This window comes from Streptomyces sp. NPDC086766 (genome assembly GCF_044746005.1).
GTDB lineage: Bacteria > Actinomycetota > Actinomycetes > Streptomycetales > Streptomycetaceae > Streptomyces.
The window spans coordinates 1-21,088 of record NZ_JBIVBI010000006.1 but is presented as its reverse complement, the minus strand read 5'-3'; the positions used below and the strand labels follow the sequence as shown (position 1 = coordinate 21,088).

The 21,088-nt window shown below is 72.6% G+C and carries 15 protein-coding genes; 8 read left to right on the top strand and 7 right to left on the bottom strand.

Features of this window, described 5'->3' with window-relative positions:
• Position 1: 1 nt before the first annotated feature.
• From ACIPM1_RS13060 to ACIPM1_RS13050, 3 genes are read left to right on the top strand one after another with little or no spacing between them, the layout of a single operon-like run.
• A complete protein-coding gene (locus ACIPM1_RS13060; RefSeq protein WP_356195617.1) occupies positions 2–397 on the top strand; it encodes a DUF742 domain-containing protein in 396 nt (131 codons plus the stop codon).
• A 24-nt stretch (positions 398–421) separates the two neighbouring features.
• Positions 422–4,048, top strand: coding sequence for a hydantoinase B/oxoprolinase family protein (locus ACIPM1_RS13055; protein WP_402433023.1), 3,627 nt, complete (start codon positions 422–424; stop codon positions 4,046–4,048).
• Entirely contained in the window at positions 4,029–4,634 is a 606-nt protein-coding gene (locus ACIPM1_RS13050) for a GTP-binding protein (protein WP_402433020.1), read from the top strand. The genes ACIPM1_RS13055 and ACIPM1_RS13050 overlap by 20 nt, the downstream gene beginning before the upstream one ends.
• Before the next feature lie 114 nt (positions 4,635–4,748).
• Here ACIPM1_RS13050 and glpK read toward each other — a convergent pair whose 3' ends face one another.
• From glpK to ACIPM1_RS13035, 3 genes are all read right to left on the bottom strand, one after another.
• Entirely contained in the window at positions 4,749–6,269 is a 1,521-nt protein-coding gene (gene glpK, locus ACIPM1_RS13045; RefSeq protein WP_402433017.1) for a glycerol kinase GlpK, read from the bottom strand.
• 2 nt (positions 6,270–6,271) lie between these two features.
• The gene (locus ACIPM1_RS13040; protein WP_402433014.1) at positions 6,272–6,415 is read right to left on the bottom strand and encodes a hypothetical protein; all 144 of its coding nucleotides are present in this window, start codon (positions 6,413–6,415) and stop codon (positions 6,272–6,274) included.
• Between the two features lie 271 nt (positions 6,416–6,686).
• Positions 6,687–8,312, bottom strand: coding sequence for an EAL domain-containing protein (locus ACIPM1_RS13035; protein WP_402433011.1), 1,626 nt, complete (start codon positions 8,310–8,312; stop codon positions 6,687–6,689).
• A gap of 312 nt (positions 8,313–8,624) precedes the next feature.
• Here ACIPM1_RS13035 and ACIPM1_RS13030 point away from each other — a divergent pair, with 312 nt between their 5' ends.
• Entirely contained in the window at positions 8,625–9,434 is an 810-nt protein-coding gene (locus tag ACIPM1_RS13030) for a M15 family metallopeptidase (RefSeq protein ID WP_356195080.1), read from the top strand.
• Between the two features lie 106 nt (positions 9,435–9,540).
• On the top strand, positions 9,541–10,077 hold the full coding sequence (locus ACIPM1_RS13025) for an NUDIX domain-containing protein (RefSeq protein WP_402433008.1): 537 nt from the start codon (positions 9,541–9,543) through the stop codon (positions 10,075–10,077).
• A 136-nt stretch (positions 10,078–10,213) separates the two neighbouring features.
• Here the strand turns inward: ACIPM1_RS13025 and ACIPM1_RS13020 are convergent, their stop codons facing one another.
• On the bottom strand, positions 10,214–12,583 hold the full coding sequence (locus ACIPM1_RS13020) for a TIM-barrel domain-containing protein (protein ID WP_402433004.1): 2,370 nt from the start codon (positions 12,581–12,583) through the stop codon (positions 10,214–10,216).
• A gap of 212 nt (positions 12,584–12,795) precedes the next feature.
• Here ACIPM1_RS13020 and ACIPM1_RS13015 point away from each other — a divergent pair, with 212 nt between their 5' ends.
• Positions 12,796–14,763, top strand: coding sequence for an acetoacetate--CoA ligase (locus ACIPM1_RS13015; RefSeq protein WP_402433001.1), 1,968 nt, complete (start codon positions 12,796–12,798; stop codon positions 14,761–14,763).
• 9 nt (positions 14,764–14,772) lie between these two features.
• Here the strand turns inward: ACIPM1_RS13015 and ACIPM1_RS13010 are convergent, their stop codons facing one another.
• Complete coding sequence (locus tag ACIPM1_RS13010) at positions 14,773–16,092, bottom strand: aminotransferase class I/II-fold pyridoxal phosphate-dependent enzyme (RefSeq protein WP_402432998.1); 1,320 nt, start codon at positions 16,090–16,092, stop codon at positions 14,773–14,775.
• Between the two features lie 112 nt (positions 16,093–16,204).
• On the opposite strand from ACIPM1_RS13010, the gene ACIPM1_RS13005 reads away from it, so the two are divergent.
• Both ACIPM1_RS13005 and ACIPM1_RS13000 read left to right on the top strand, forming a co-directional pair.
• Positions 16,205–17,413, top strand: coding sequence for an MFS transporter (locus tag ACIPM1_RS13005; protein ID WP_402432995.1), 1,209 nt, complete (start codon positions 16,205–16,207; stop codon positions 17,411–17,413).
• Between the two features lie 25 nt (positions 17,414–17,438).
• Complete coding sequence (locus tag ACIPM1_RS13000; RefSeq protein ID WP_402432992.1) at positions 17,439–18,335, top strand: hypothetical protein; 897 nt, start codon at positions 17,439–17,441, stop codon at positions 18,333–18,335.
• A 94-nt stretch (positions 18,336–18,429) separates the two neighbouring features.
• On the opposite strand, the gene ptsP is transcribed toward ACIPM1_RS13000, so the two are convergent.
• Positions 18,430–20,100 (bottom strand): phosphoenolpyruvate--protein phosphotransferase, encoded by a 1,671-nt coding sequence (gene ptsP / locus ACIPM1_RS12995; RefSeq protein ID WP_402432989.1) that lies wholly within the window; start codon positions 20,098–20,100, stop codon positions 18,430–18,432.
• 81 nt (positions 20,101–20,181) lie between these two features.
• Positions 20,182–20,631: a PTS glucose transporter subunit IIA gene (locus ACIPM1_RS12990; protein WP_402432986.1), complete on the bottom strand. Its 450-nt coding sequence runs from the start codon at positions 20,629–20,631 to the stop codon at positions 20,182–20,184.
• Between the last annotated feature and the right edge of the window lie 457 nt (positions 20,632–21,088).

Below are 21,088 nucleotides of genomic sequence, written 5' to 3'. Positions count from 1 at the left end.
CATGAGCGGAGACGGTCAGGCCAGAAGACACTGGTTCGACGACGAGGCCGGACCCGTGGTCCGTCCGTACGCGATGACGCGGGGCCGCACCAGCCATGCGGCCCAGCACCGCCTGGATCTGATCGCGGTGGTCGTCACGGAACCCCACGTGGACGATCCGGAGACGGACCACACCCTGTCCCCGGAGCACGTGGACATCGTCGAACTGTGCCGCGACACCCCGCAGTCGGTCGCCGAGCTCTCCGCGGAACTGGACCTTCCGATCGGCGTCGTACGGGTCCTCGTCGGTGACCTCGTGGACGAGGAGTACGTCCATGTGAACCGTCCGGTACCCCCGGCCGAACTGCCGGACGAGAGTATTCTGCGCGACGTGATCAACGGCCTCCGGGCGCTGTGAGCGGCGCGGAAGCGGGGTAGTGACGTGACAGGCTGGCAGTTCTGGGTCGACCGAGGCGGCACCTTCACCGACGTGGTCGCACGGCGTCCGGACGGCCGCCTGATCACGCACAAGCTGCTGTCCGACAACCCCGCCCGGTACGCCGACGCGGCCGTGGCCGGAGTGCGCGAACTCCTCGACGGCTCCCCGGCCCACGTCGACGCCGTCCGCATGGGCACCACCGTCGCCACCAACGCCCTGCTGGAGCGCACCGGGGAGCGGACCCTGCTCCTCGTCACCCGCGGGTTCGGCGACGCCCTGCGCATCGGCTACCAGAACCGCCCGCACATCTTCGCCCGCCGCATCGAACTGCCGGAACTGCTCCACGAACGCGTCATCGAGATCGACGAGCGCATCGCGGCGGACGGCACCGTCCTGCGCGCGCCCGACCTGGACGCCCTGGCCGCCCCCCTCCAGGCCGCCTACGACGACGGGATCCGCGCCGTCGCCGTGGTCTGCCTGCACAGCCATCTGCACCCCGCGCACGAGCGAGCGGTCGGGGAACTGGCCGCCCGGATCGGCTTCCCGCAGATCTCGCTCTCCAGCGAGGTCAGTCCGCTGATGAAGCTCGTCCCGCGCGGGGACACCGCCGTCGTCGACGCCTACCTGTCGCCCGTGCTGCGCCGCTACGTCCAGCACGTCGCCGACGAACTCGAAGGCGTACGGCTGATGTTCATGCAGTCCAACGGGGGACTCGCCGAGGCGGGGCAGTTCCGCGGCAAGGACGCCATCCTGTCCGGACCCGCGGGCGGCATCGTCGGCATGGCACGCATGTCCCAGCTCGCCGGCTACGACCGCGTCATCGGCTTCGACATGGGCGGCACCTCCACCGACGTCTCCCACTTCGCGGGCGAGTACGAACGGGTCTTCACCACGCAGATCGCGGGCGTCCGGCTGCGGTCGCCGATGCTGGACATCCACACCGTGGCCGCGGGCGGCGGCTCCGTCCTGCACTTCGACGGCTCCCGCTACCGGGTCGGCCCCGACTCGGCGGGCGCGGTCCCGGGACCCGCCTGCTACCGCGGCGGCGGCCCGCTCGCCGTCACCGACGCCAACGTCATGCTGGGCCGCATCCAGCCCGCGCACTTCCCCGCGGTGTTCGGCCCCGGCGGAGACCAGCCGCTGGACGAGGCGCTCGTGCGCGAGCGGTTCACCGCCCTCGCCCGGGAGATCCGCGAGAGGACCGGCGACGACCGCACACCCGAGCAGGTCGCCGAGGGGTACCTGCAGATCGCCGTCGCCAACATCGCCAACGCGGTCAAGCGGATCTCCGTGCAGAAGGGCCACGACGTCACCCGCTACGCCCTCACCACCTTCGGCGGCGCGGGCGGTCAGCACGCCTGCATGGTCGCCGACTCGCTCGGCATCCGCACCGTCCTCGTCCCGCCCATGGCCGGCGTGCTGTCCGCGCTCGGCATCGGCCTCGCCGACACCACCGCCATGCGCGAACAGTCCGTCGAGGCACCCCTGGAACCCGCCTCCATGCCGGGTGTCCTGAAGACCGCCGACGACCTGGAGGGCGCGGCCCGCGCCGAACTCCTGGCCGAGGACGTGCCCCCGGACCGCATCCGCGTCACCCGCCGCGCCCAGCTCCGCTACGACGGCACGGACACCACCCTGACCGTCGAGCTCACCGAGCCCGACGCGATGAAGCACGCCTTCGAAGAACGTCATCGCGCCACGTACTCCTTCGCACTCGACCGTCCCGTCGTCGTCGAAGCCCTCTCCGTGGAAGCCACCGGCGTCACCGAACCCCCCGACCTCTCCGCCCTCGCCCCCTACCGCGCCGCAGCCGGCCGTTCCGCCGGCGCGGAGACCGTCCGTCTCCACACCGGCGGCGCCTGGCGCGACGTACCCCACCACCGCCGTGAGGACCTGCCCCCCGGCGAGACCGTCACCGGCCCGGCGGTCATCACCGAGGCCGGCGCGACGACCGTCGTCGACGACGGCTGGCGGGCCGCGGCCTCCGGCGACGGGCATCTGGTCATGGAACGCGCGGCGGTCACGCAGAGTTCCGAACTCGACACGGAAGCCGACCCGGTTCTCCTCGAGGTGTTCAACAACCTCTTCATGTCCATCGCCGAACAGATGGGCGCCCGGCTGGAGTCCACGGCCCAGTCGGTCAACATCAAGGAGCGCCTCGACTTCTCCTGCGCCCTGTTCGACCCGGACGGAAACCTGGTGGCCAACGCCCCGCACATCCCCGTCCACCTGGGCTCGATGGGCACCAGCGTCAAGGAGGTCATCCGGCGCCGCGGCCCCCGGATGCGGCCGGGCGACACCTACGCCGTCAACGACCCCTACCACGGCGGCACGCACCTGCCGGACGTCACCGTCATCACCCCCGTCTTCGGCACGGAGGGTGACCGGATCCTGTTCTACGTCGCCTCGCGGGGCCACCACGCCGAGATCGGCGGCGTAGCGCCGGGCTCCATGCCCGCCCACAGCCGCACCATCGAGGAGGAGGGCGTCCTCTTCGACAACTGGCTGCTCGCCGAGAACGGCCGCTTCCGCGAGGAGGAGACCCACCGGCTGCTGACCGAGGCGCCGTACCCCTCCCGCAATCCGCGGACCAACCTCGCCGACCTGCGCGCCCAGATCGCCGCCAACCGCAAGGGGGTCGACGAGGTCGCCCGCATGATCGAGGACTTCGGCCTCGACGTCGTCCAGGCCTACATGCGGCACGTCCAGGACAACGCGGAAGAGGCGGTCCGCCGCGTCATCGACGCCCTCGACGACGGCGAGTACGCCTACGAGACCGACGCGGGCGCGGTCATCCGGGTCCGCGTGAGCGTGGACCGCGTCGACCGTTCGGCGACGATCGACTTCACCGGCACCTCACCGCAGCTCGCGACCAACTTCAACGCCCCGTTCTCCGTGGTGAACGCCGCCGTCCTGTACGTCTTCCGCACCCTGGTCGCCGCCGACATCCCGCTCAACGACGGCTGTCTGCGGCCCCTGCGGATCGTGGTGCCGCCCGGCTCCATGCTCAGCCCCGAGCCGCCGGCCGCCGTCGTGGCCGGCAACGTGGAGACCTCCCAGGCCGTCACCGGCGCCCTGTACGCGGCGCTCGGCGTCCAGGCCGAGGGCTCCGGGACGATGAACAACGTCACCTTCGGCAACGAGCGCCACCAGTACTACGAGACCGTCGCGTCCGGGTCCGGCGCGGGCGACGGCTTCCCCGGCGCGAGCGTCGTCCAGACCCACATGACCAACTCCCGCCTCACCGACCCCGAAGTCCTCGAATGGCGGCTGCCCGTCCGGCTGGAGGAGTTCGCGGTCCGACGCGGCAGCGGCGGCACCGGACGGTGGCGCGGCGGCGACGGCGCGGTGCGCCGCATCCGCTTCCTCGAACCCATGACCGTCTCCACCCTGTCCCAGCACCGCAGGGTCGCGCCGTACGGCCTGGCGGGCGGCGAGCCCGGCGCGCTCGGCGCCAACCGGGTGGAGCGCGCGGACGGCACGGTCGTGGAACTCGGCGGAAGCGACTCGGCGGACGTCGCCCCGGGCGACGTCCTCGTCATCGAGACCCCCGGCGGCGGAGGCTACGGCCCACCGTCGCCCGACCCCCATCGAGCAGGAGAAGAAAGCGATGATCTTCGGGCGTTCTGAGCGCGGCAAGCCCCCGGTCGAGCCCGTCACGCTCAAGATCCTGGTGGCCGGCGGCTTCGGCGTGGGCAAGACGACCCTCGTCGGCGCGGTCAGCGAGATCAGGCCGCTGCGCACCGAGGAACTGCTCACCGAGGCGGGGCGCCCGGTCGACGACGTCACCGGTGTCGAGGGCAAGCACACCACGACCGTGGCCATGGACTTCGGCCGCATCACGCTGCGCGAGGACCTGGTGCTGTACCTCTTCGGGACCCCCGGGCAGGAGCGGTTCTGGTTCATGTGGGACGAGCTGTCCGAAGGGGCGCTCGGCGCGGTGGTGCTGGCCGACACCCGCCGGCTGGAGGACTGCTTCGCCGCCGTCGACTACTTCGAGCGCCGGTCCATCCCCTTCGTGGTCGGCGTCAACTGCTTCGAAGGGGCCGCCCGGTATCCGGTGGAGGCCGTACGCCAGGCCCTCGACCTCGACGACGACGTGCCGCTGCTGCTGTGCGACGCGCGCGACCGGGAAGCGGTCAAGGAGGTTCTCGTCGCAGTGGTCCAGCACGCGATGGCGTACGGCGCGAGCCGCCGCCAGACCGTCGCCACCTGACCCGCGTACGGCCCGCACCCCCACCGACTGGGGTACGGGCCGCGTCCCACGCCACGCGCGCGTGCGTGCCGACGGCAGCCACGCGCGCGTGCGGCCCACCGACGACCGCCCGGGCTAGCCCTCGCCGTCCTCCAGCCAGCCGAAGCTCTTCTCCACGGCCTTCTTCCAGTTGCGGTACTCGCGGTCACGGACCGACGCCTCCATGGACGGCGTCCACTCGGCGTCCTTCTGCCAGTGCGACTTCAGCTCGTCGAGGTCGTTCCACACGCCGGTGGCGAGGCCGGCCGCGTACGCGGCGCCCAGGCAGGTGGTCTCGGAGACCCTGGGCCGGATCACCGGCACGTCGAGCACGTCCGCCTGGTGCTGCATGAGCAGGTTGTTCTTGGTCATGCCGCCGTCCACCTTCAGGGTGGTGAGCTGCACCCCGGAGTCCTGGTACATGGCGTCGACGACCTCGCGCGTCTGCCAGCTGGTGGCCTCCAGCACCGCCCGCGCCAGGTGCGCCTTGGTGACGTACCGCGTCAGACCGGTGATCACTCCGCGCGCGTCCGAGCGCCAGTACGGCGCGAACAGCCCGGAGAACGCGGGCACGATGTACGCCCCGCCGTTGTCCTCGACGCTCGACGCCAGGGACTCGATCTCGTCCGCCGTCCGGATGATGCCGAGCTGGTCGCGGAACCACTGCACCAGCGCGCCCGTGATGGCGATGGCGCCCTCCAGGCAGTAGACGGGAGGCTCGTCGCCGATCTTGTAGCCCATGGTGGTGAGCAGGCCGCTCTTCGACTGCACCGGCCGGTTGCCGGTGTTGAGGAGCAGGAAACTGCCGGTGCCGTACGTGTTCTTGGCGTCGCCCACCTCGTAGCACGCCTGTCCGAAAATGGCCGCCTGCTGGTCGCCCAGCGCCGATGCGACGGGCACGCCGGCGAGCTGCCCGACCGCGGTCCCGTACACCTCGGACGAGGACCGGATCTCGGGCAGGACGGCCTCGGGGACGTTCATGGCGGACAGGATGGACTGGTCCCACTGGAGGGTCTCCAGGTTCATCAGCATGGTGCGCCCGGCGTTGGTGACGTCGGTGACGTGGTGTCCGCCGGAGCTCCCGCCGGTGAGGTTCCAGATGAGCCACGAGTCGATCGTGCCGAAGGCGATCTCGCCGCGCTCGGCGCGCTCGCGCAACCCGGGCACGTTGTCCAGCAGCCATGCGGCCTTGGGTCCGGAGAAGTAGCTGGCCAGCGGCAGACCGGTCTGCTCACGGAACCGGTCCTGGCCGTCGGATCCGCCCAGCTCGTTGCAGAGTGCCGAGGTGCGGGTGTCCTGCCAGACGATCGCGTTGTGCACGGGCTTGCCGGTGGCGCGGTCCCACAGGACCGTCGTCTCGCGCTGGTTGGTGATGCCCAGCGCGCTGAGCTGGTCCGCGCGGAGTCCCGCCTTCGCGACCGCGCCCGCGACCACGGCCTGCACCTTGGACCAGATCTCCGTGGCGTCGTGCTCCACCCAGCCCGGCTTGGGGAAGATCTGGCGGTGCTCCCGCTGGTCCACGGCGACGATGGAGCCGCTGTGGTCGAAGATGATGCAGCGGCTCGAGGTGGTGCCCTGGTCGATTGCGGCCACGTACTTCTCGGCGTTGTCCGTCATGGCTACCCCTTGGTGGCGAGGGTCTGGAGGCTGAGGCGTGGAGCGGCGTTCTCCGTGGTCGGGTCGGCGACGAGGAAGCGGATCTTCGGCGGATCTGGTACCAGTTTGGCCACTTTGTCAGGAAGCTGCTTGTCGTGAATCCGCACGGACGGCCGTCCCCATCGGCGTCTCCGCCGGAGCGTGCCGTCGCAGCCGAATCACCCGTGGGGGAGTAGCCGGGGGTGCGGACGGGGCCCGCACCGCACCGATCCGTGCCGGATTGCGCCGAGAATGTACGGCGATGTCGGCTGACACGGGAAGTGTTCTCCTGTGCACAGAGAGCGTCAAGGTCGCCGACGGCAACCGTGACAGCGCCACGCCGAGGGCCGCGACGGCGACGCGGGCAGCGGCACGTCGAGGGCGCCCCGACCCCCTCCCTCAGCCCGCCCGGACCGCCGTCACCGCCGGGCCCCGCCGGACCTCGTGGCCGGGCAGGCCCGCCCGGCCGAGCACCCAGGCGGCGCCGCGCAGGGCCTTCGCGGCCTGCTTCAGCGGGGCGAGGCAGGCGGCCGCCTGCCGGTGGTCGCTCACGCTCGCGGGGGCGCACACCACCGTGGCCAGGGACAGCGTGACCGGAAGCCCGGCGGCCGACCAGCGCGCGTCCAGCACGGCGGCGGCCGTCTGTTCCAGGCCGTCCGGATCGGCGAGTACGAGGAAGTCGTCGCCGCCGATGTGCCCCACCCGCGTGGATCCGGTCGCCGCGCCCTGCAGTGCCCGCCCGACGGACCGGATGAGTTCGTCCCCCGCCGCGAACCCGGCGCTGTCGTTGACCCGCTTGAAGTCGTCCACGTCCAGCCAGCTCAGCGCGAACCCGCGGCCGTCCGCGATCCTCCGGTCCACCTCGGACGTGATCGCGTCCGAGCCGGGCAGTCGCGTCAGCGGATTGAGGCCCGCGGCCTCCTCGACCCGGGACTCGGCCAGCGCCCGTACGAGGTCCGCCAGCCGGACGACACCCACGCACCGCCCCCGCCGGTCGACGACCGCCACGTCGTCCGAGGTCCGGTCCCGGCCCCCGACCGCCACCACGTCCAGCACCTCCCAGGCCGTGGCGTCCGCGCCGACCGTGCGCGGCGGATCGCCCAGCCTGGCGGCGGGACGGTCGGCGTAGAGGGCGTGGCCGTAGCGCCCCGACATCGTCAACAGGAAGCGGGAGCGGTGCACCGAGCGGACCGGTACCCCCGACCGGTCCACGAGCAGCACCCCCGACACGTCGGGTGAGCCGGTCAGCAGCGCGCGCACCTGGCCCGCGGAGGCGTCCACGGGCAGCAGTGCCGCAGGCCGCAGGAACTCGCGTACGTAAGGCCCCGGGCGTGAGGCGGCCGCGACCGCGGGAAAACGCGGCGGAACGTAGACGTCCGCGGCCGGCAGCCGGGAGGGCGGCGCGAACAGCTCGCCCTGCGCCAGCTGGGCCCCCGCGGACAGCGCGACCGCGTACTGCCGTTCCGTCTCCACGCCCTCCACGGCCAGCAGCGCCCCCGACTCCTCGCACAGCGTCCGCATCGCCCGCACCGCCGCGGGGTGCGCCAGCATCGAGGAGTCGAGTTTCAGCAGGTCGGGGGAGAGGTCGGCGAGCAGGCGCAGGGGCGCGTCCCCGTCGCCGACGCCGTCCGCGCTGATCCGGAAGCCCTGGCCGCGCAGCGCGCCGACCGCCTCGTGCAGGGCCTGGTGCGGCACGTGCGCGTACGGCGGGACGACATCGAGGGTGACCTCCCACGGCATCCGGCCCGCCGCGTGCACGGCCTCGTGCAGCGGGCCGAGTCCGCCGAGGTCGGCGAGGGTGCCGGCGAACACGTTGAGATGCAGCGGCAGCGGGGTCGCCTGGCGGGCGGCCGCGCGGAACGCCAGCACGGCCAGCCGGCCGTCGAGGTCGGGGTCCCGGCGGGCCTCTGCCAGGACGTCGCCCGTCTCCGGCCGCGCGAGGACCTCCAGTGCGGTGACCCCGCCGGTGGCGAGGTTGACCACCGGCTGGAAGGCGAAGCGGAGAGTATCCGTCCAGGAGTGCACGGTTGCAGGATGGCGTCGGCCGAGCCCGCCCGGGCCCGGTTCATGAGACGTTCACGCAGCATTCCCGGCCGGTCACACAGCGTATGGGAAAGGGCTTTCGGTCGGCCGGCCCGTCACCCCGCCGCGGTCACCGCCGAGCCCCGCCGCGGTCACCGCCGAGCCCCGCCGCGGTCACCTCCGAGCCGTGCTTCTCGATCGCTCGTGTGGGGGTGACGCCGGGCGGCACCTGCCGGCCGTCCCTGTGCCACCACACGGGGAGCCGATGCGTCATCGCTTCCGTAACGGCCACCGCACCTGATAGATGCAGGGGACATGACACGACTCTCCCGGGCCCTGCGCGGACTCGTCCCCGCCCTCACCGCCCTGCTGACCGTCACCACGGCCTCCGCCACCGCGCGGGCGACGCCCGAGCCCAGGGCGCCTGAGGACTTCGTGGCGCTGCGCAGCGTGGACCCCACGATCGTCCAGGAGATGCGCTACTTCACGCCGCACAACTTCGTCGGCGAGCGCATCGACGGCTACGAGCAGCCCCTCTGCATCCTCACCCGGCCGGCCGCCCAGGCCCTCCACCGGGCCCAGGAGAAGCTGCTCAGCCAGGGCTACACGCTCAAGGTCTACGACTGCTACCGGCCGCAGCGTGCCGTCGACCACTTCGTGCGCTGGGCCGAGGACCTCGACGACCAGGCCATGAAGGCAGAGTTCTACCCCAACGTCGACAAGACCCGGCTCTTCGAGGACGGCTACATCGCGCAGAAGTCCGGGCACAGCCGGGGTTCGACCATGGACCTGACGATCGTGAAGCTCCCCGTGAGGCCCACGCACCCCTACGTCCCCGGCCAGGCGCTGGTGCCCTGCTACGCACCCAAGGACCAGCGGTTTCCGGACAACTCCATCGACATGGGGACCGGGTTCGACTGCTTCGACACCCTCGCCCACACTCTCGACCCGCGCGTCCAGGGACCTCAGCGCGCCAACCGGCTCCTGCTCAAGAACACCCTGGAGAACCTCGGGTTCGTGAACCTGGCCGAGGAGTGGTGGCACTACACCTACAAGCCCGAGCCGTACCCCGACACCTACTTCGACTTCCCGGTCTCCAGCAAGTCCCTGACGCCCGGGCGCTGAGCCACCCGGAGGTGTTGCCCGGCCTCCTGTCAGGTGCCCTGCCTCCTGACAGCGGCCCGGCATCCTGACGGAGGACGGACGCCTTCCGATCGGATACAGTCCGCGCGTGTCCGAAAACCAACATCCCATCGTCAACTCCGTGCCGGACTCCCACTGTTCGAGCTGCGGAGCGCCCTACGGAGAGGGCGTCTCGGGCTGGCCCCGCACCTGCCCGGCCTGCGGGGCCGTCGCCTACCGCAACCCCCTTCCGGTCGCGGTGGCCCTCCAGCCCGTGTACGACACCCGGGGCACCGCCCTGGTCGTCATCACCCGCACCGTGGCCCCCGCGCGCGGGGGCACGGCCCTGCCGGGCGGCTACATCGACGACCGGGAGGACTGGCGGCAGGCCGTCGTGCGCGAGCTCAAGGAGGAGACGGGCATCGACGCGGCGAGCCGAGACGTGCACCTCGCCGACGCGATGAGCTCGCCCGACGGCCATCTGCTCCTCTTCGGGCTGCTGCCCGAGCGCCCGGCCGAGGGCCTGCCGCAGTCCGCCGCCACGGACGAGACCGAGGGCTGGCACCTGCTGCGCAGGGCGGAGGAACTCGCCTTCCCGCTGCACACCCTCGCCGCACGCGCCTGGTTCGAGGGCCGGTACATCTGAGCCCGTGCTCTTCCGAGGCTCCTCGGGGCCGCCCCGGGTCCGGCGACTGAGCCCCGCCGCGCGCCCCGGGGCCGCCGGGCAGCGGCCGAGGCCCGGCGCCCCACGGGGCCCCGCCCCACCCGGGCCCCGGCGGACGTCAGCGCTCCTCGAGCCCGCGTATGCGCACCGGGTAGGGCGGCACCCCCGCGCCGGTCTCCCGCTCGCGCTCCACGACCACCCGCCGCCCCTCCCAGCGGACGCCGTAGCGTTCGATCTCCGGCTCGTCCCAGCCGTCGCCCGCGTCCGGCACCACCAGCCCGCCACCCGTACGCCCGCGCGCGGGTGCCCAGACCTCCAGCTCCAGCCCGCCGTCCGCGCCCCGCACCGGGATCACCGCGCCCGCGCGCGCGAGGACCGGGATCCGCGACGCCGGGGCGTCGACCAGCACCCGCGCCGGTCCTTCGTACACACGCCCCGTCGCCGTGTCGTGCCAGCGCCCCCGCGGTATGCGCACCGCCCGCCGCTCCGTGCCCGGGGTGAGCACCGGCGCCACCAGCAGGCCGTCGCCGAGCAGGAAGGCGTCCTCGCAGTCCCGCAGCGCGCGGTCCTCCGGTGCTCCCCACCACACCGGGCGCACATAGGGCGCCCCCGTGCGCCGTGCCAGATGCGCCAAGGTCATGAAGAACGGCAGCAGACGCCGGCGCTCGACGAGTGCCGCGCGCGCGTGCTCCAGCACCTCCGGCCCGAACTCCCACGGCTCCCTGCGCCCCGCCCGCAGGCCGGCGTGCGTGCGGAACAGCGGCAGGTACGCCCCGAGCTGGAACCAGCGCAGATACAGCTCCGGCGAGGGGCTCCCGTCGAACCCGCCCACGTCCGGACCCGAGTAGGGCACCCCGCACAGCCCGAGGCCCAGCACCAGCGACAGCGACGCCCGCAGCCCCGGCCAGCCGGTGGCCACGTCCCCCGACCACGTGCCGCCGTAGCGCTGCATCCCGGCCCATCCCGAGCGCGAGAACACGAACGGCCGCTCCTCGGGGACCAGACCGCGCAGCCCCTCGTACCCGGCCCGCGCCATGCACAGCGCGTACACGTTGTGCGCCTCACGGTGGTCGCCGCCGCGGCCGTCGAGGGCGTGCCGGGCCGACCGGGGCAGTGTCGTCTCGCCGAAGGCGGTGAAGGAGGTCGGCTCGTTCACGTCGTGCCAGAAGCCGGCGAACCCGTGGGCCAGCCGCTCCTCGTACAGCCCGCCCCACCACCGCCGCACGCGCGCGTCCGTGAAGTCCGGGAAGACCGTCTCACCGGGCCACGCCACGCCCCGGACGACCCGCCCGGCCGCGTCCCGTACGAAGACGTCCTCGGCCGTCCCGCTGTCGTACACGGTGTTGCCCCGCTCCGCCTTCACCGCCGGGTCGACGATCGACACCAGCCGGATCCCGTCCCGGCGCAGCTCCTCGGCGAGCACGGGCAGCTTCGGGAAGCGGTCGTGGTCGACCGTGAACACCCGGTGCTCGTCGTAGTGGTCGATGTCCAGGTGGACGGCGTCCAGCGGCAGACCGTGCTCGTGGTACCCGGTGACGATCCGGCGCACCTCCTGCTCGCTGCCGAAGCCCCACCGCGCGTGATGGTGGCCCAGCGCCCAGGCGGGCGGCAGCGCGGCCGCCCCGGTCAGCGCTGCCCAGACCTGCAGCACGCGTGCGGGAGTGCCGACGACGACCCAGCAGCGCAGCGGGCCCCCGTCCATCCTGAGCTCGACCGTCCCGGCCCTGTCGTGGCCGGAGCCGGCCCCCTCGGCGCCCTCCCGCAGGGTCACCGAGCCGTCCCACGAGCTGTCGTGGAAGACCAGGTGCGTGCCGGCGTCGGCCACCACCAGCTCGACCGGCATGGTGACGTAGAGCGGATCGTCCCCCGGGCCGAACGGCCGACCGGGATCGGTGTTCCACAGCCGGTACGTGCCGTCCCGCAGCCGGGGCCCCGACGCCCGGCCGCCCAGACCGAAGAACCGGGCGTCCGCCGCCACCTCCGAACGCTGCGTCCAGCGCGCCGCGCCCCCGCCGCCCACCGGCTCCCACCAGCGAGGCGGCAGAGCGCGCCGCAGCGGCACCCCACCGGGCGTGCACACCTCCACCGCGCCGTGCCGCGAGACGGTCACGGTCACCCGCTCGGCCACGACCCGCCAGCCGCCGTCCTTGTCCGGCTCCAGCACCGCGCGGGGATCCGGCTCCGGGCAGCGGCCCGCGAGCGCGTACGACGGCTCCGGCGCCGCTCCGTCCCAGCCCCAGAAGACCGCCCCGTTCACGGCGACGGTGATCCGCAGGTCGGAGCGGGTGAAGCGCACGATCCCACCCCCGGGCCCGGGCTCCACGCCCCGCACCGGGCCGGGGACCCGTGCGCGCTCGGCCCCCCGTGACGGCAGCCCCTTGGCGTCGGCACGCCACCTGCGCCAGGCGGCCCGTACGGTGCGCACCCCCTGTGCCGCCCCCGCCGAACCGACCGCCCTCACCGAACGCACCAGGTCACGACCCTCCATGCTGCTCAGCCTGCCATCGAAAGTCCTCCGCGCGGGTGTCGTTCAACTGCCGTTCACCCGTGCCAAGGCCACATCTTCACGACACCGACTATGTGGGGTGCACCCTGGTGCGGAAGTCGATCACATGGCATCGTCCGTGTCAGCCGCGTCACGCGCACACCCCGCCCGTGCGCGACCGACGCACACGACGCGTACAGTCCGGGAGCCGTACCATGCCGACCGAGAACCCCCAGCCGCTCTGGCAGCCCGATTCCGAACGCATCGCCCGGGCCCGGATCACCAGGTTCCAGGCCTGGGCGGCCGAGCACCACGGAGCCCCCGCCGACGGCGGCTACGCGGCCCTGCACCGCTGGTCCGTCGACGAGCTGGACACCTTCTGGAAGGCCGTCACGGAGTGGTTCGACGTGCGGTTCTCCAGCCCCTACGCGCGCGTGCTGGGCGACCGCTCGATGCCCGGGGCGCAGTGGTTCCCCGGCGCCACCCTGAACTACGCCGAGCACGCCCTGCGCGCGGCCGGCTCCCGCGCCGACGAACCGGCCCTGCTGTACGTCGACGAGACACACGAAGTGCGCCCGGTGACCTGGGCCGAACTGCGCCGCCAGGTCGGCTCCCTCGCCGCCGAACTGCGCGCCCTCGGCGTACGCCCCGGCGACCGGGTCAGCGGCTACCTGCCGAACATCCCCCAGGCCGTCGTCGCCGTCCTCGCCACGGCCGCCGTGGGCGCCGTGTGGACCTCCTGCGCGCCCGACTTCGGCGCCCGCAGCGTCCTCGACCGCTTCCAGCAGGTTGAGCCCGTCGTCCTGTTCACCGTGGACGGCTACCGCTACGGCGGCAAGGAGCACGACCGCCGCGACGTCGTCGCCGAACTGCGCAGCGAGCTGCCCACCCTGCGCGCCGTCGTCCACATCCCGCTCCTGGGGACCGAGGCGCCGGAGGGCGCCCTGGAGTGGTCGGCCCTGACCTCCGCGGACGTGGAGCCCGTCTTCGAGGAGGTGCCCTTCGAGCACCCCCTGTGGGTGCTGTACTCCTCCGGCACGACGGGCCTGCCCAAGGCCATCGTCCAGTCGCAGGGCGGCATCCTGGTCGAGCACCTCAAGCAGCTCGGCCTGCACTGCGACCTCGGCCCCGAGGACCGCTTCTTCTGGTACACCTCGACCGGCTGGATGATGTGGAACTTCCTCGTCTCCGGCCTGCTGACCGGTACGACGATCGTCCTGTACGACGGCAGCCCCGGGTACCCCGACACGGGTGCCCAGTGGCGGGTCGCCGAGCGCACCGGTGCCACCCTCTACGGCACGTCGGCCGCCTACGTCATGGCCTGCCGCAAGACGGGCGTGCACCCGTCCCGCGACTTCGACCTCTCCCGGGTCCAGTGCGTCGCCACCACCGGCTCGCCGCTGCCGCCCGACGGCTTCCAGTGGCTGCACGACGAGGTCCGCGACGACCTGTGGATCGCGTCCGTCAGCGGCGGCACGGACGTGTGCTCCTGCTTCGCGGGAGCGGTGCCGACGCTGCCGGTCCACATCGGCGAACTGCAGGCCCCCTCGCTGGGCACCGACCTGCAGTCCTGGGACCCCAGCGGCCGTCCGCTGGTCGACGAGGTCGGCGAGCTCGTGGTCACCAACCCCATGCCGTCGATGCCGATCCACTTCTGGAACGACCCCGACGGCAGCCGCTACCACGACAGCTACTTCGACATGTACCCGGGCGTGTGGCGCCACGGCGACTGGATCACACTGACCTCCCGCGGCTCGGTGGTCATCCACGGCCGCTCCGACTCCACGCTCAACCGCCAGGGCGTGCGGATGGGCTCCGCCGACATCTACGAAGCGGTCGAACGCCTGCCCGAGATCAAGGAGTCCCTGGTCGTCGGCATCGAGCAGCCCGACGGCGGCTACTGGATGCCCCTCTTCGTGCACCTGATCCCCGGAGCCGTCCTGGACGACGATCTCCTCGACCGCATCAAGCGGACCATCCGCGAGCAGCTCTCCCCGCGCCACGTCCCCGACGAGGTCATCGAGGTACCCGGGGTGCCGCACACCCTCACCGGCAAGCGCATCGAGGTCCCGGTCAAGCGCCTCCTCCAGGGAACCCCGCTGGAGAAGGCGGTCAATCCGGGATCCATCGACGACCTCGACCTGCTGCGGTTCTACGAGGACCTGGCCCGCAAGCGCGCCTGAGGAACCCGCTCATCCGCCATAGGTGGCCTCGGACTCGCCGAGCACGGCGGCGAAGTCCGAGGCCAGCCGCGCCGCGTCGGCCGGTTCCAGCTCGGCGACGGAGATCCGTACGCCCGGCCCCGACGACAGCCGGAACCTGGCTCCCGCGGCGACCCACCAGCCGTACGACCGCAATCCGTTGACCACGGCGGACTCGTCCGCCACCGGCACCCAGACGTTCATCCCGCTCACCCCGTGCGCCTCGAAGTCCCGGGCTCCCAGCTCCCGGAGAAGGGCGGTGCGGCGCAGCGCGTAGGTCTCCCGCGCGCGCGACACCAGCGCGCGCGTGGCCTCGTCGGTCAGCAGCCCGTACACCGCATCCTGGAGCAGGTGGCTGACCCAGCCGGAGGTCAGCAGCAGCCGGCCGTCGTGCCGGGCCAGCGTGGTGGCGTCGCAGGCCGCCGCGGCCCAGCGCAGATCCGCCCCGAGGAACTTGCTCACCGTCCGCACGTGCACCCAGCGCGTCAGGCCCCCGCCGGTGAGCGTCCGCAGGGGGGCTTCCGTCACCGCCGAGGCGTGGTCGTTCTCCACGACCAGCACGTCGGGCTGCTCTTCCAGCGCCTCACGGAGCGCGTCGCGGCGCTCTGCCGAGAAGCACCCTCCGTACGGGTTCTGCGCCCGCGGACTGCACACCACGGCCCGCACACCCGCCCGCAGCGCCCCGTGCAGGGCGTCGGGGCGCATGCCCTCGTCGTCCACCGTGACCGGGACGCTCCGCAGTCCCAGGGCGGTGACCAGGTCCAGCAGGTGGTGATAGCCGGGGTCCTCCATCGCGACGGCGTCGCCGGGGCGCAGCTCCACGGACAGCAGCCGCCCGATCAGGTCCAGCGCCCCGTGCGCGAACGTCACGTGGTCCACCGGCACGCCGTCGGGCCGCAGCCAGTCCCGCACCACCTCCTCCAGTCGCGCCAGCCGAGGCGTGGAGCGGTGCGACCGGGCCCCGGGCGCCAGGCGCGAGGGCGGCACCAGGCCGGGCAGCAACCCGGGGTCAGGATGGCCGCCGGCCAGGTCCCGCAGCCCGGGCGGCACCTTGGGCGGCCGGCGCGAGGCCACCGCGGGTGCGGACGCCACCACGGTCCCGCCCCGCCCGCGCGTGACCACGATGCCCCGTCCGCGCAGTTCCTTGTACGCGGTGGCCACCGTCCCCGGGCTCACGCCCAGTTCGTCCGCGAGGCGCCGCACCGGAGGCAGCGCCGCCCCCGGCCCCAACACGCCCTCGGCCACGCCGCGTTCGACGGACGCGGCGATTCCCTTGGCCGTCGTCCCGCTGATCCCATATTGTGTTGCCACGTTGATAATTATGTATCAATACATAACTCGGGGCAAGGGGGAGCCAGTGGGCATCACACGCCGCGCGACCGGAAGGAAGCCACGGACACCCGGAGGCCGCGACGGCCGCAGAATGCTCGTCATCACCCTCGTCGACCGCGTCGGCAGCGGCCTGTGGGCCTCCGTCTCCGTCCTGTACTTCACCTACGTCTCCGGCCTCTCCGTCGCCCAGGTCGGCACCCTCGCAGCCCTCGCCGGAGCCGTGGGCATCGCCGGCGCCCCGATCGGCGGCCGCCTCGCCGACCGGCTCCCACTCACCCGCGTCCTCATCGCCCTGCAACTCCTGCGCGCCCTGGCCTCGCTGGCCCTGCTCACCACCCACGCCTACGGCCTCCTGCTCGCCTTCTCGGCCGTCGGCAGCCTCGCGGACCGCGCCGCCAGCGTCCTGACGAGGCTCTACGCCACCCGCGTCGCCGGCCCGGACCGCGTCCGCTACCAGGCCGTCAACCGCACCGTCGCCAACGCCGGCTGGGCCCTCGGCGGCCTCGGAGCCGCGGCGGCGCTCACCCTCGGCACCGACACCGCCTACCGCTGGCTGCTGCTCGGCGACGCCCTCTCCTTCGCCGCCGCCGCCCTGCTCACCCGGCGCTGCGCGGAACCGCCCTCGCCCTCCCGGACCGTCACCGGCTCGCACGCCCCCGCGCCCACCGCCCGGCCCGCGAACCCCTGGCGCGACCGTGCCTACCTCGCCTACGTCGCCAGCGAGAGCGTCCTCTTCCTCGACGACGCCGTCTTCAAGATCGGCCTGCCCCTCTGGATCGCGCACGCGAGCAGCGCACCGCACGGGCTCGCCCCGCTGCTGATGGTGCTCAACAACGTGATGGTGGTGGCCCTCCAGGTCCCTCTGGCCCGGTTCGGCGCCACCACCCGGGCCGCCCGCGCCCTGCTGATCCCACTCTCCGCCGCCTTCGCCCTCGGGGGCGCCACGATGGCGCTCTCGTCCACCGGCGGCACCGTGAGCGCCACCCTGCTCCTCACGTCCTCTGCCGCCCTCTTCACGCTCTCGGAGATCCTGCACGCCACGGTCTCCTGGGAACTCTCCGTCGCCCTAGCCCCCGACACCGCACAGGGCGCCTACCTCGGCGTCCACGGACTCGCCCAGTCGGCCCAGCGCAGCCTCGGCCCCCTCGCGGTCACCGGCGCCGTCGCCACCGGACCCGTCGGCTGGACGGCATTCGGGACCGTCATCGCCGCGACCTGTCTGATCCAGCACCGCCTCGTCCGCGCCCGCCTCCACCGGACCGCGTTGTCAGTGCCACCGGTTACTGTGAGTGAGCATTGATCGACTGCGCACACATGGGGGAAACATGGCGCACACCGACCACCGGACCATGCGAAGCGTCCTGCGCCGGGAGATCGCCGGCACCATCGGCCTGCTCACCGACGAGCAGGACTTCCGCGCCATGCGGCGCTACCGCAGCTTCGTCTTCGACGACCACACCGACTACCTCCGACAGGTCGAGGCGCTCCTTCGGACCCGCTCCGCCCAGGGCGGCCACACCACGGTGGCCCTCTTCGACCCCGGGGAATACGCCGAGTTCTGCGCCGACCACGGACTCGACCCGGACGCCGCGTCCACCCGCACCCGCTACACCGCCGAACTCGCGATCACCGGCCCCGCCCTTCCCTACGACGGCCGCCCCCTCGCCGAACTCGTTCCCGAACTCGTCGACGAAGCCGTCCGCCAGGCCACCTGGGAGTACGCCTCCACCCTCCTGACACGGCTCGGCCCCTGCGCCTCCTGCGGCGAGGACATCGGCCGCGCCGCCTTCACCCGGGCCGCCGACCTCCTCACCCGCATCCTCGCCACGGCCCCGCCGGGCAACCGGCACCTGGTGTGCAGCGTCCGAGGCACACCGGAGACCCTGCTCGCCGTCCTCCACGCGGACGAGGACGACGACACCCGGACCGCACAGCTCGACGAGGCCGAAGCCCTCGAATTCACCACCGTCCTCGCCCTCGGCCTCGCCACCCGCAGCCCGGGCGGGCTCGTCATGCGCACCAGCGCCCCCGGCACCCCCGACCGGGTCTACGGCTGGCGCCTGCGCGGCGACGGACTCGAACCCCTCACCGCGGGCGAGGTCTTCGACGCCTACTGCACCGACGTCGAATCCGGCGACCTCATCTCCCCGGAGCCGGACGTGGACTACGGCACGCCCCCCGACCTCGGAGAGGAGGGACCGACACCCGGGCACCGGCACTAGACGCGAGAGGGGCGTCCCAACCGCACACGGGTGGGACGCCCCTCGGAAGCGGCCGGCGAACGGACCGCACCGGTCACTCGCCGGACAGCACCGGTCACTCGCCGGACAGCACCGCCCGGGCGGCGTGGCGCGCCTCGTCGGCGCTGTCCGCGGCACGCGCGGCCGCTGCCGCACGCTCGCACTGCGCCAGCGTGTACTTGGCCAGCGTCGCCCGGACATAAGGAATCGACGCGGCCCCCATCGAGAGGGAGGTGACCCCCAGACCGGTCAGCACACAGGCGAGCAGCGGATCGGACGCGGCCTCACCGCACACGCCACAGCTCTTCCCCTCGGCCCTCGCCGCCTCGCCGGCCAGCGCGACCAGGTCGAGCAGCGCGGGCTGCCACGGGTCCTGCAGGCGGGCCACCGCACCCACCTGCCGGTCGGCCGCGAAGGTGTACTGCGCGAGGTCGTTGGTCCCCAGCGACAGGAACTCGACCTCCCGCAGGATCGACCGCGCCCGCAGCGCGGCCGACGGGATCTCGACCATCGCGCCGAACTTCGCCCGAAGCCCCGCCGCGCGGCACGCCTCCGCGAACGCCTTCGCATCGATCCGGTCCGCCACCATCGGGGCCATGACCTCGAGGTGGACAGGCAGGCCCTCGGCGGCCTCGGCGAGCGCCGTCAGCTGGGTGCGCAGCACCTCCGGGTGGTCGAGCAGCGTCCGCAGCCCCCGCACACCGAGCGCCGGGTTGGGCTCGTCGGCAGGCGTCAGGAACTCGAGCGGTTTGTCCGCGCCCGCGTCCAGCACCCGCACGACGACACGGCCCTCGGGGAAGGCCTCCAGCACCTGCCGATAGGCCTCGACCTGCTTCGCGGCGGAGGGCGCCTTCTTGTGGTCGTCCAGGAAGAGGAACTCGGTACGGAACAGGCCGACGCCCTCGGCACCGGCCTCCACGGCCGCCGCCACGTCCGAGGGACCGCCGATGTTGGCGAGCAGCGGCACCTTGTGACCGTCGGAGGTGGCGCCCGGCCCGTGCGAGGCGGCGAGCGCCGCCCTGCGCGCGGCCGCCGCGGCCTCCAGCTGCGCCTTCTTCTCCTCACCGGGGCTCACGAAGATCTCGCCGGTGCTGCCGTCCACGGCGATCACCGTGCCCTCGGCCAGCTCGCCTGCGCCGGGCAGCGCCACGACGGCCGGCACACCGAGCGCCCGCGCAAGGATCGCGCTGTGGCTGGTCGGACCCCCCTCCTCGGTGACGAAACCGAGGACGAGGGCCGGGTCCAGCAGCGCCGTGTCGGCCGGCGCCAGATCGCGGGCGACCAGGACGTAGGGCTGGTCGCTGTCCGGCACGCCCGGCATGGGGACACCGAGCAGGCGGGCGACGATGCGGTTCCGCACGTCGTCGAGGTCGGCCACACGACCCGCGAGGTACTCACCGGCACCCGCCAGCAGGTCCCGGTACGCAGCGAAGGCGTCGTAGACCGCGCGCTCGGCCGTGCTTCCGACCGCGATCCGCCGGTCCACATCCGCGATCAGCTCCGGGTCCTGTGCCATCAGTGCCTGTGCCTCGAGCACCGCCTGGGCCTCCCCACCCGCCAGATTGCCGCGCGCCATCAGGTCGGCCGCCACAGCCTCCACGGCCTTACGGGCGCGCCCCTGCTCGCGCTCCGCCTCGTCCGCCGGGATCTGCTTGGCCGGCGGTTCGAGCACCGCCGTTCCCATGTGCCGAACCTCGCCGATCGCCACTCCGTGGCTCACGCCGACGCCTCGCAGCGTTGTCTCCATCTCACCCGTCCCCGATAGTGCGGCGGGTCCCGCCGCCGCGATGGTTTCCTGTCGGCCGTCCCTCTCAGGACAGCACTGGTGTCACTTCCAGACGAAGAGGGTGTCGCCGGCCTTCACGTCACCGCCGTCACGAAGATCGGAGAGGGACTCGGCGGTGGCCTCGAGCGCCACCACCGGGCACACCGGAGACTTGCCCGCGGCCTCGACGGCGGCGGGGTTCCACCGCACCACGGCTTGTCCTCGCGCCACCGTGTCGCCCTTGGCGACGAGCAGTTCGAAGCCCGCGCCGTTGAGCTGCACCGTGTCGATCCCGAGATGGACGAGCACCCCGTGTCCCTGGGGGTCCACCACGACGAAAGCGTGCGGGTGGAGCGAGATGATGATCCCGTCGACCGGGGAGACGGCCTCGGACGGCTCACGCACCGGGTCGATCGCGGTACCGGGGCCGACCATGGCTCCCGAGAAGACGGGGTCCGGCACAGCCGCCAGCCCGATGGCGCGTCCTGCGAGCGGGGACGTCACGGTGGTCATGGGAAGCCTCCCAGGGGTGGAGATCTATGGGCCGTCACCGCCTGTCCCGGACGGCGCTGTGCAGCAGGATGTCACGGTAAGTGCAGGTAACGAGCGTGAGCTTACGCCAGCTCACCTCGGTGGTCTAGACCACCAAGGTAATGGATTTGCACGGGCTCCACGGCCGCATGTACAGTCGTACCCCTGCTCAGGGAGATGCGACGCGTCAAGTGTCCAGACCTGACAGCATCCAACTCGTCAGATCCTATCTTTGGGTCGCCTTTTGCATGTCTGCAAGACGGTGGTCAGGGAGAGCGGAAAACACTGATAGAGTCGGAAACGCAAGACCGAAGGGAAGCGCCCGGAGGAAAGCCCGAGAGGGCGAGTACAAAGGAAGCGTCCGTTCCTTGAGAACTCAACAGCGTGCCAAAAGTCAACGCCAGATATGTTGATACCCCGTCTCCGGTCGTCATGACTG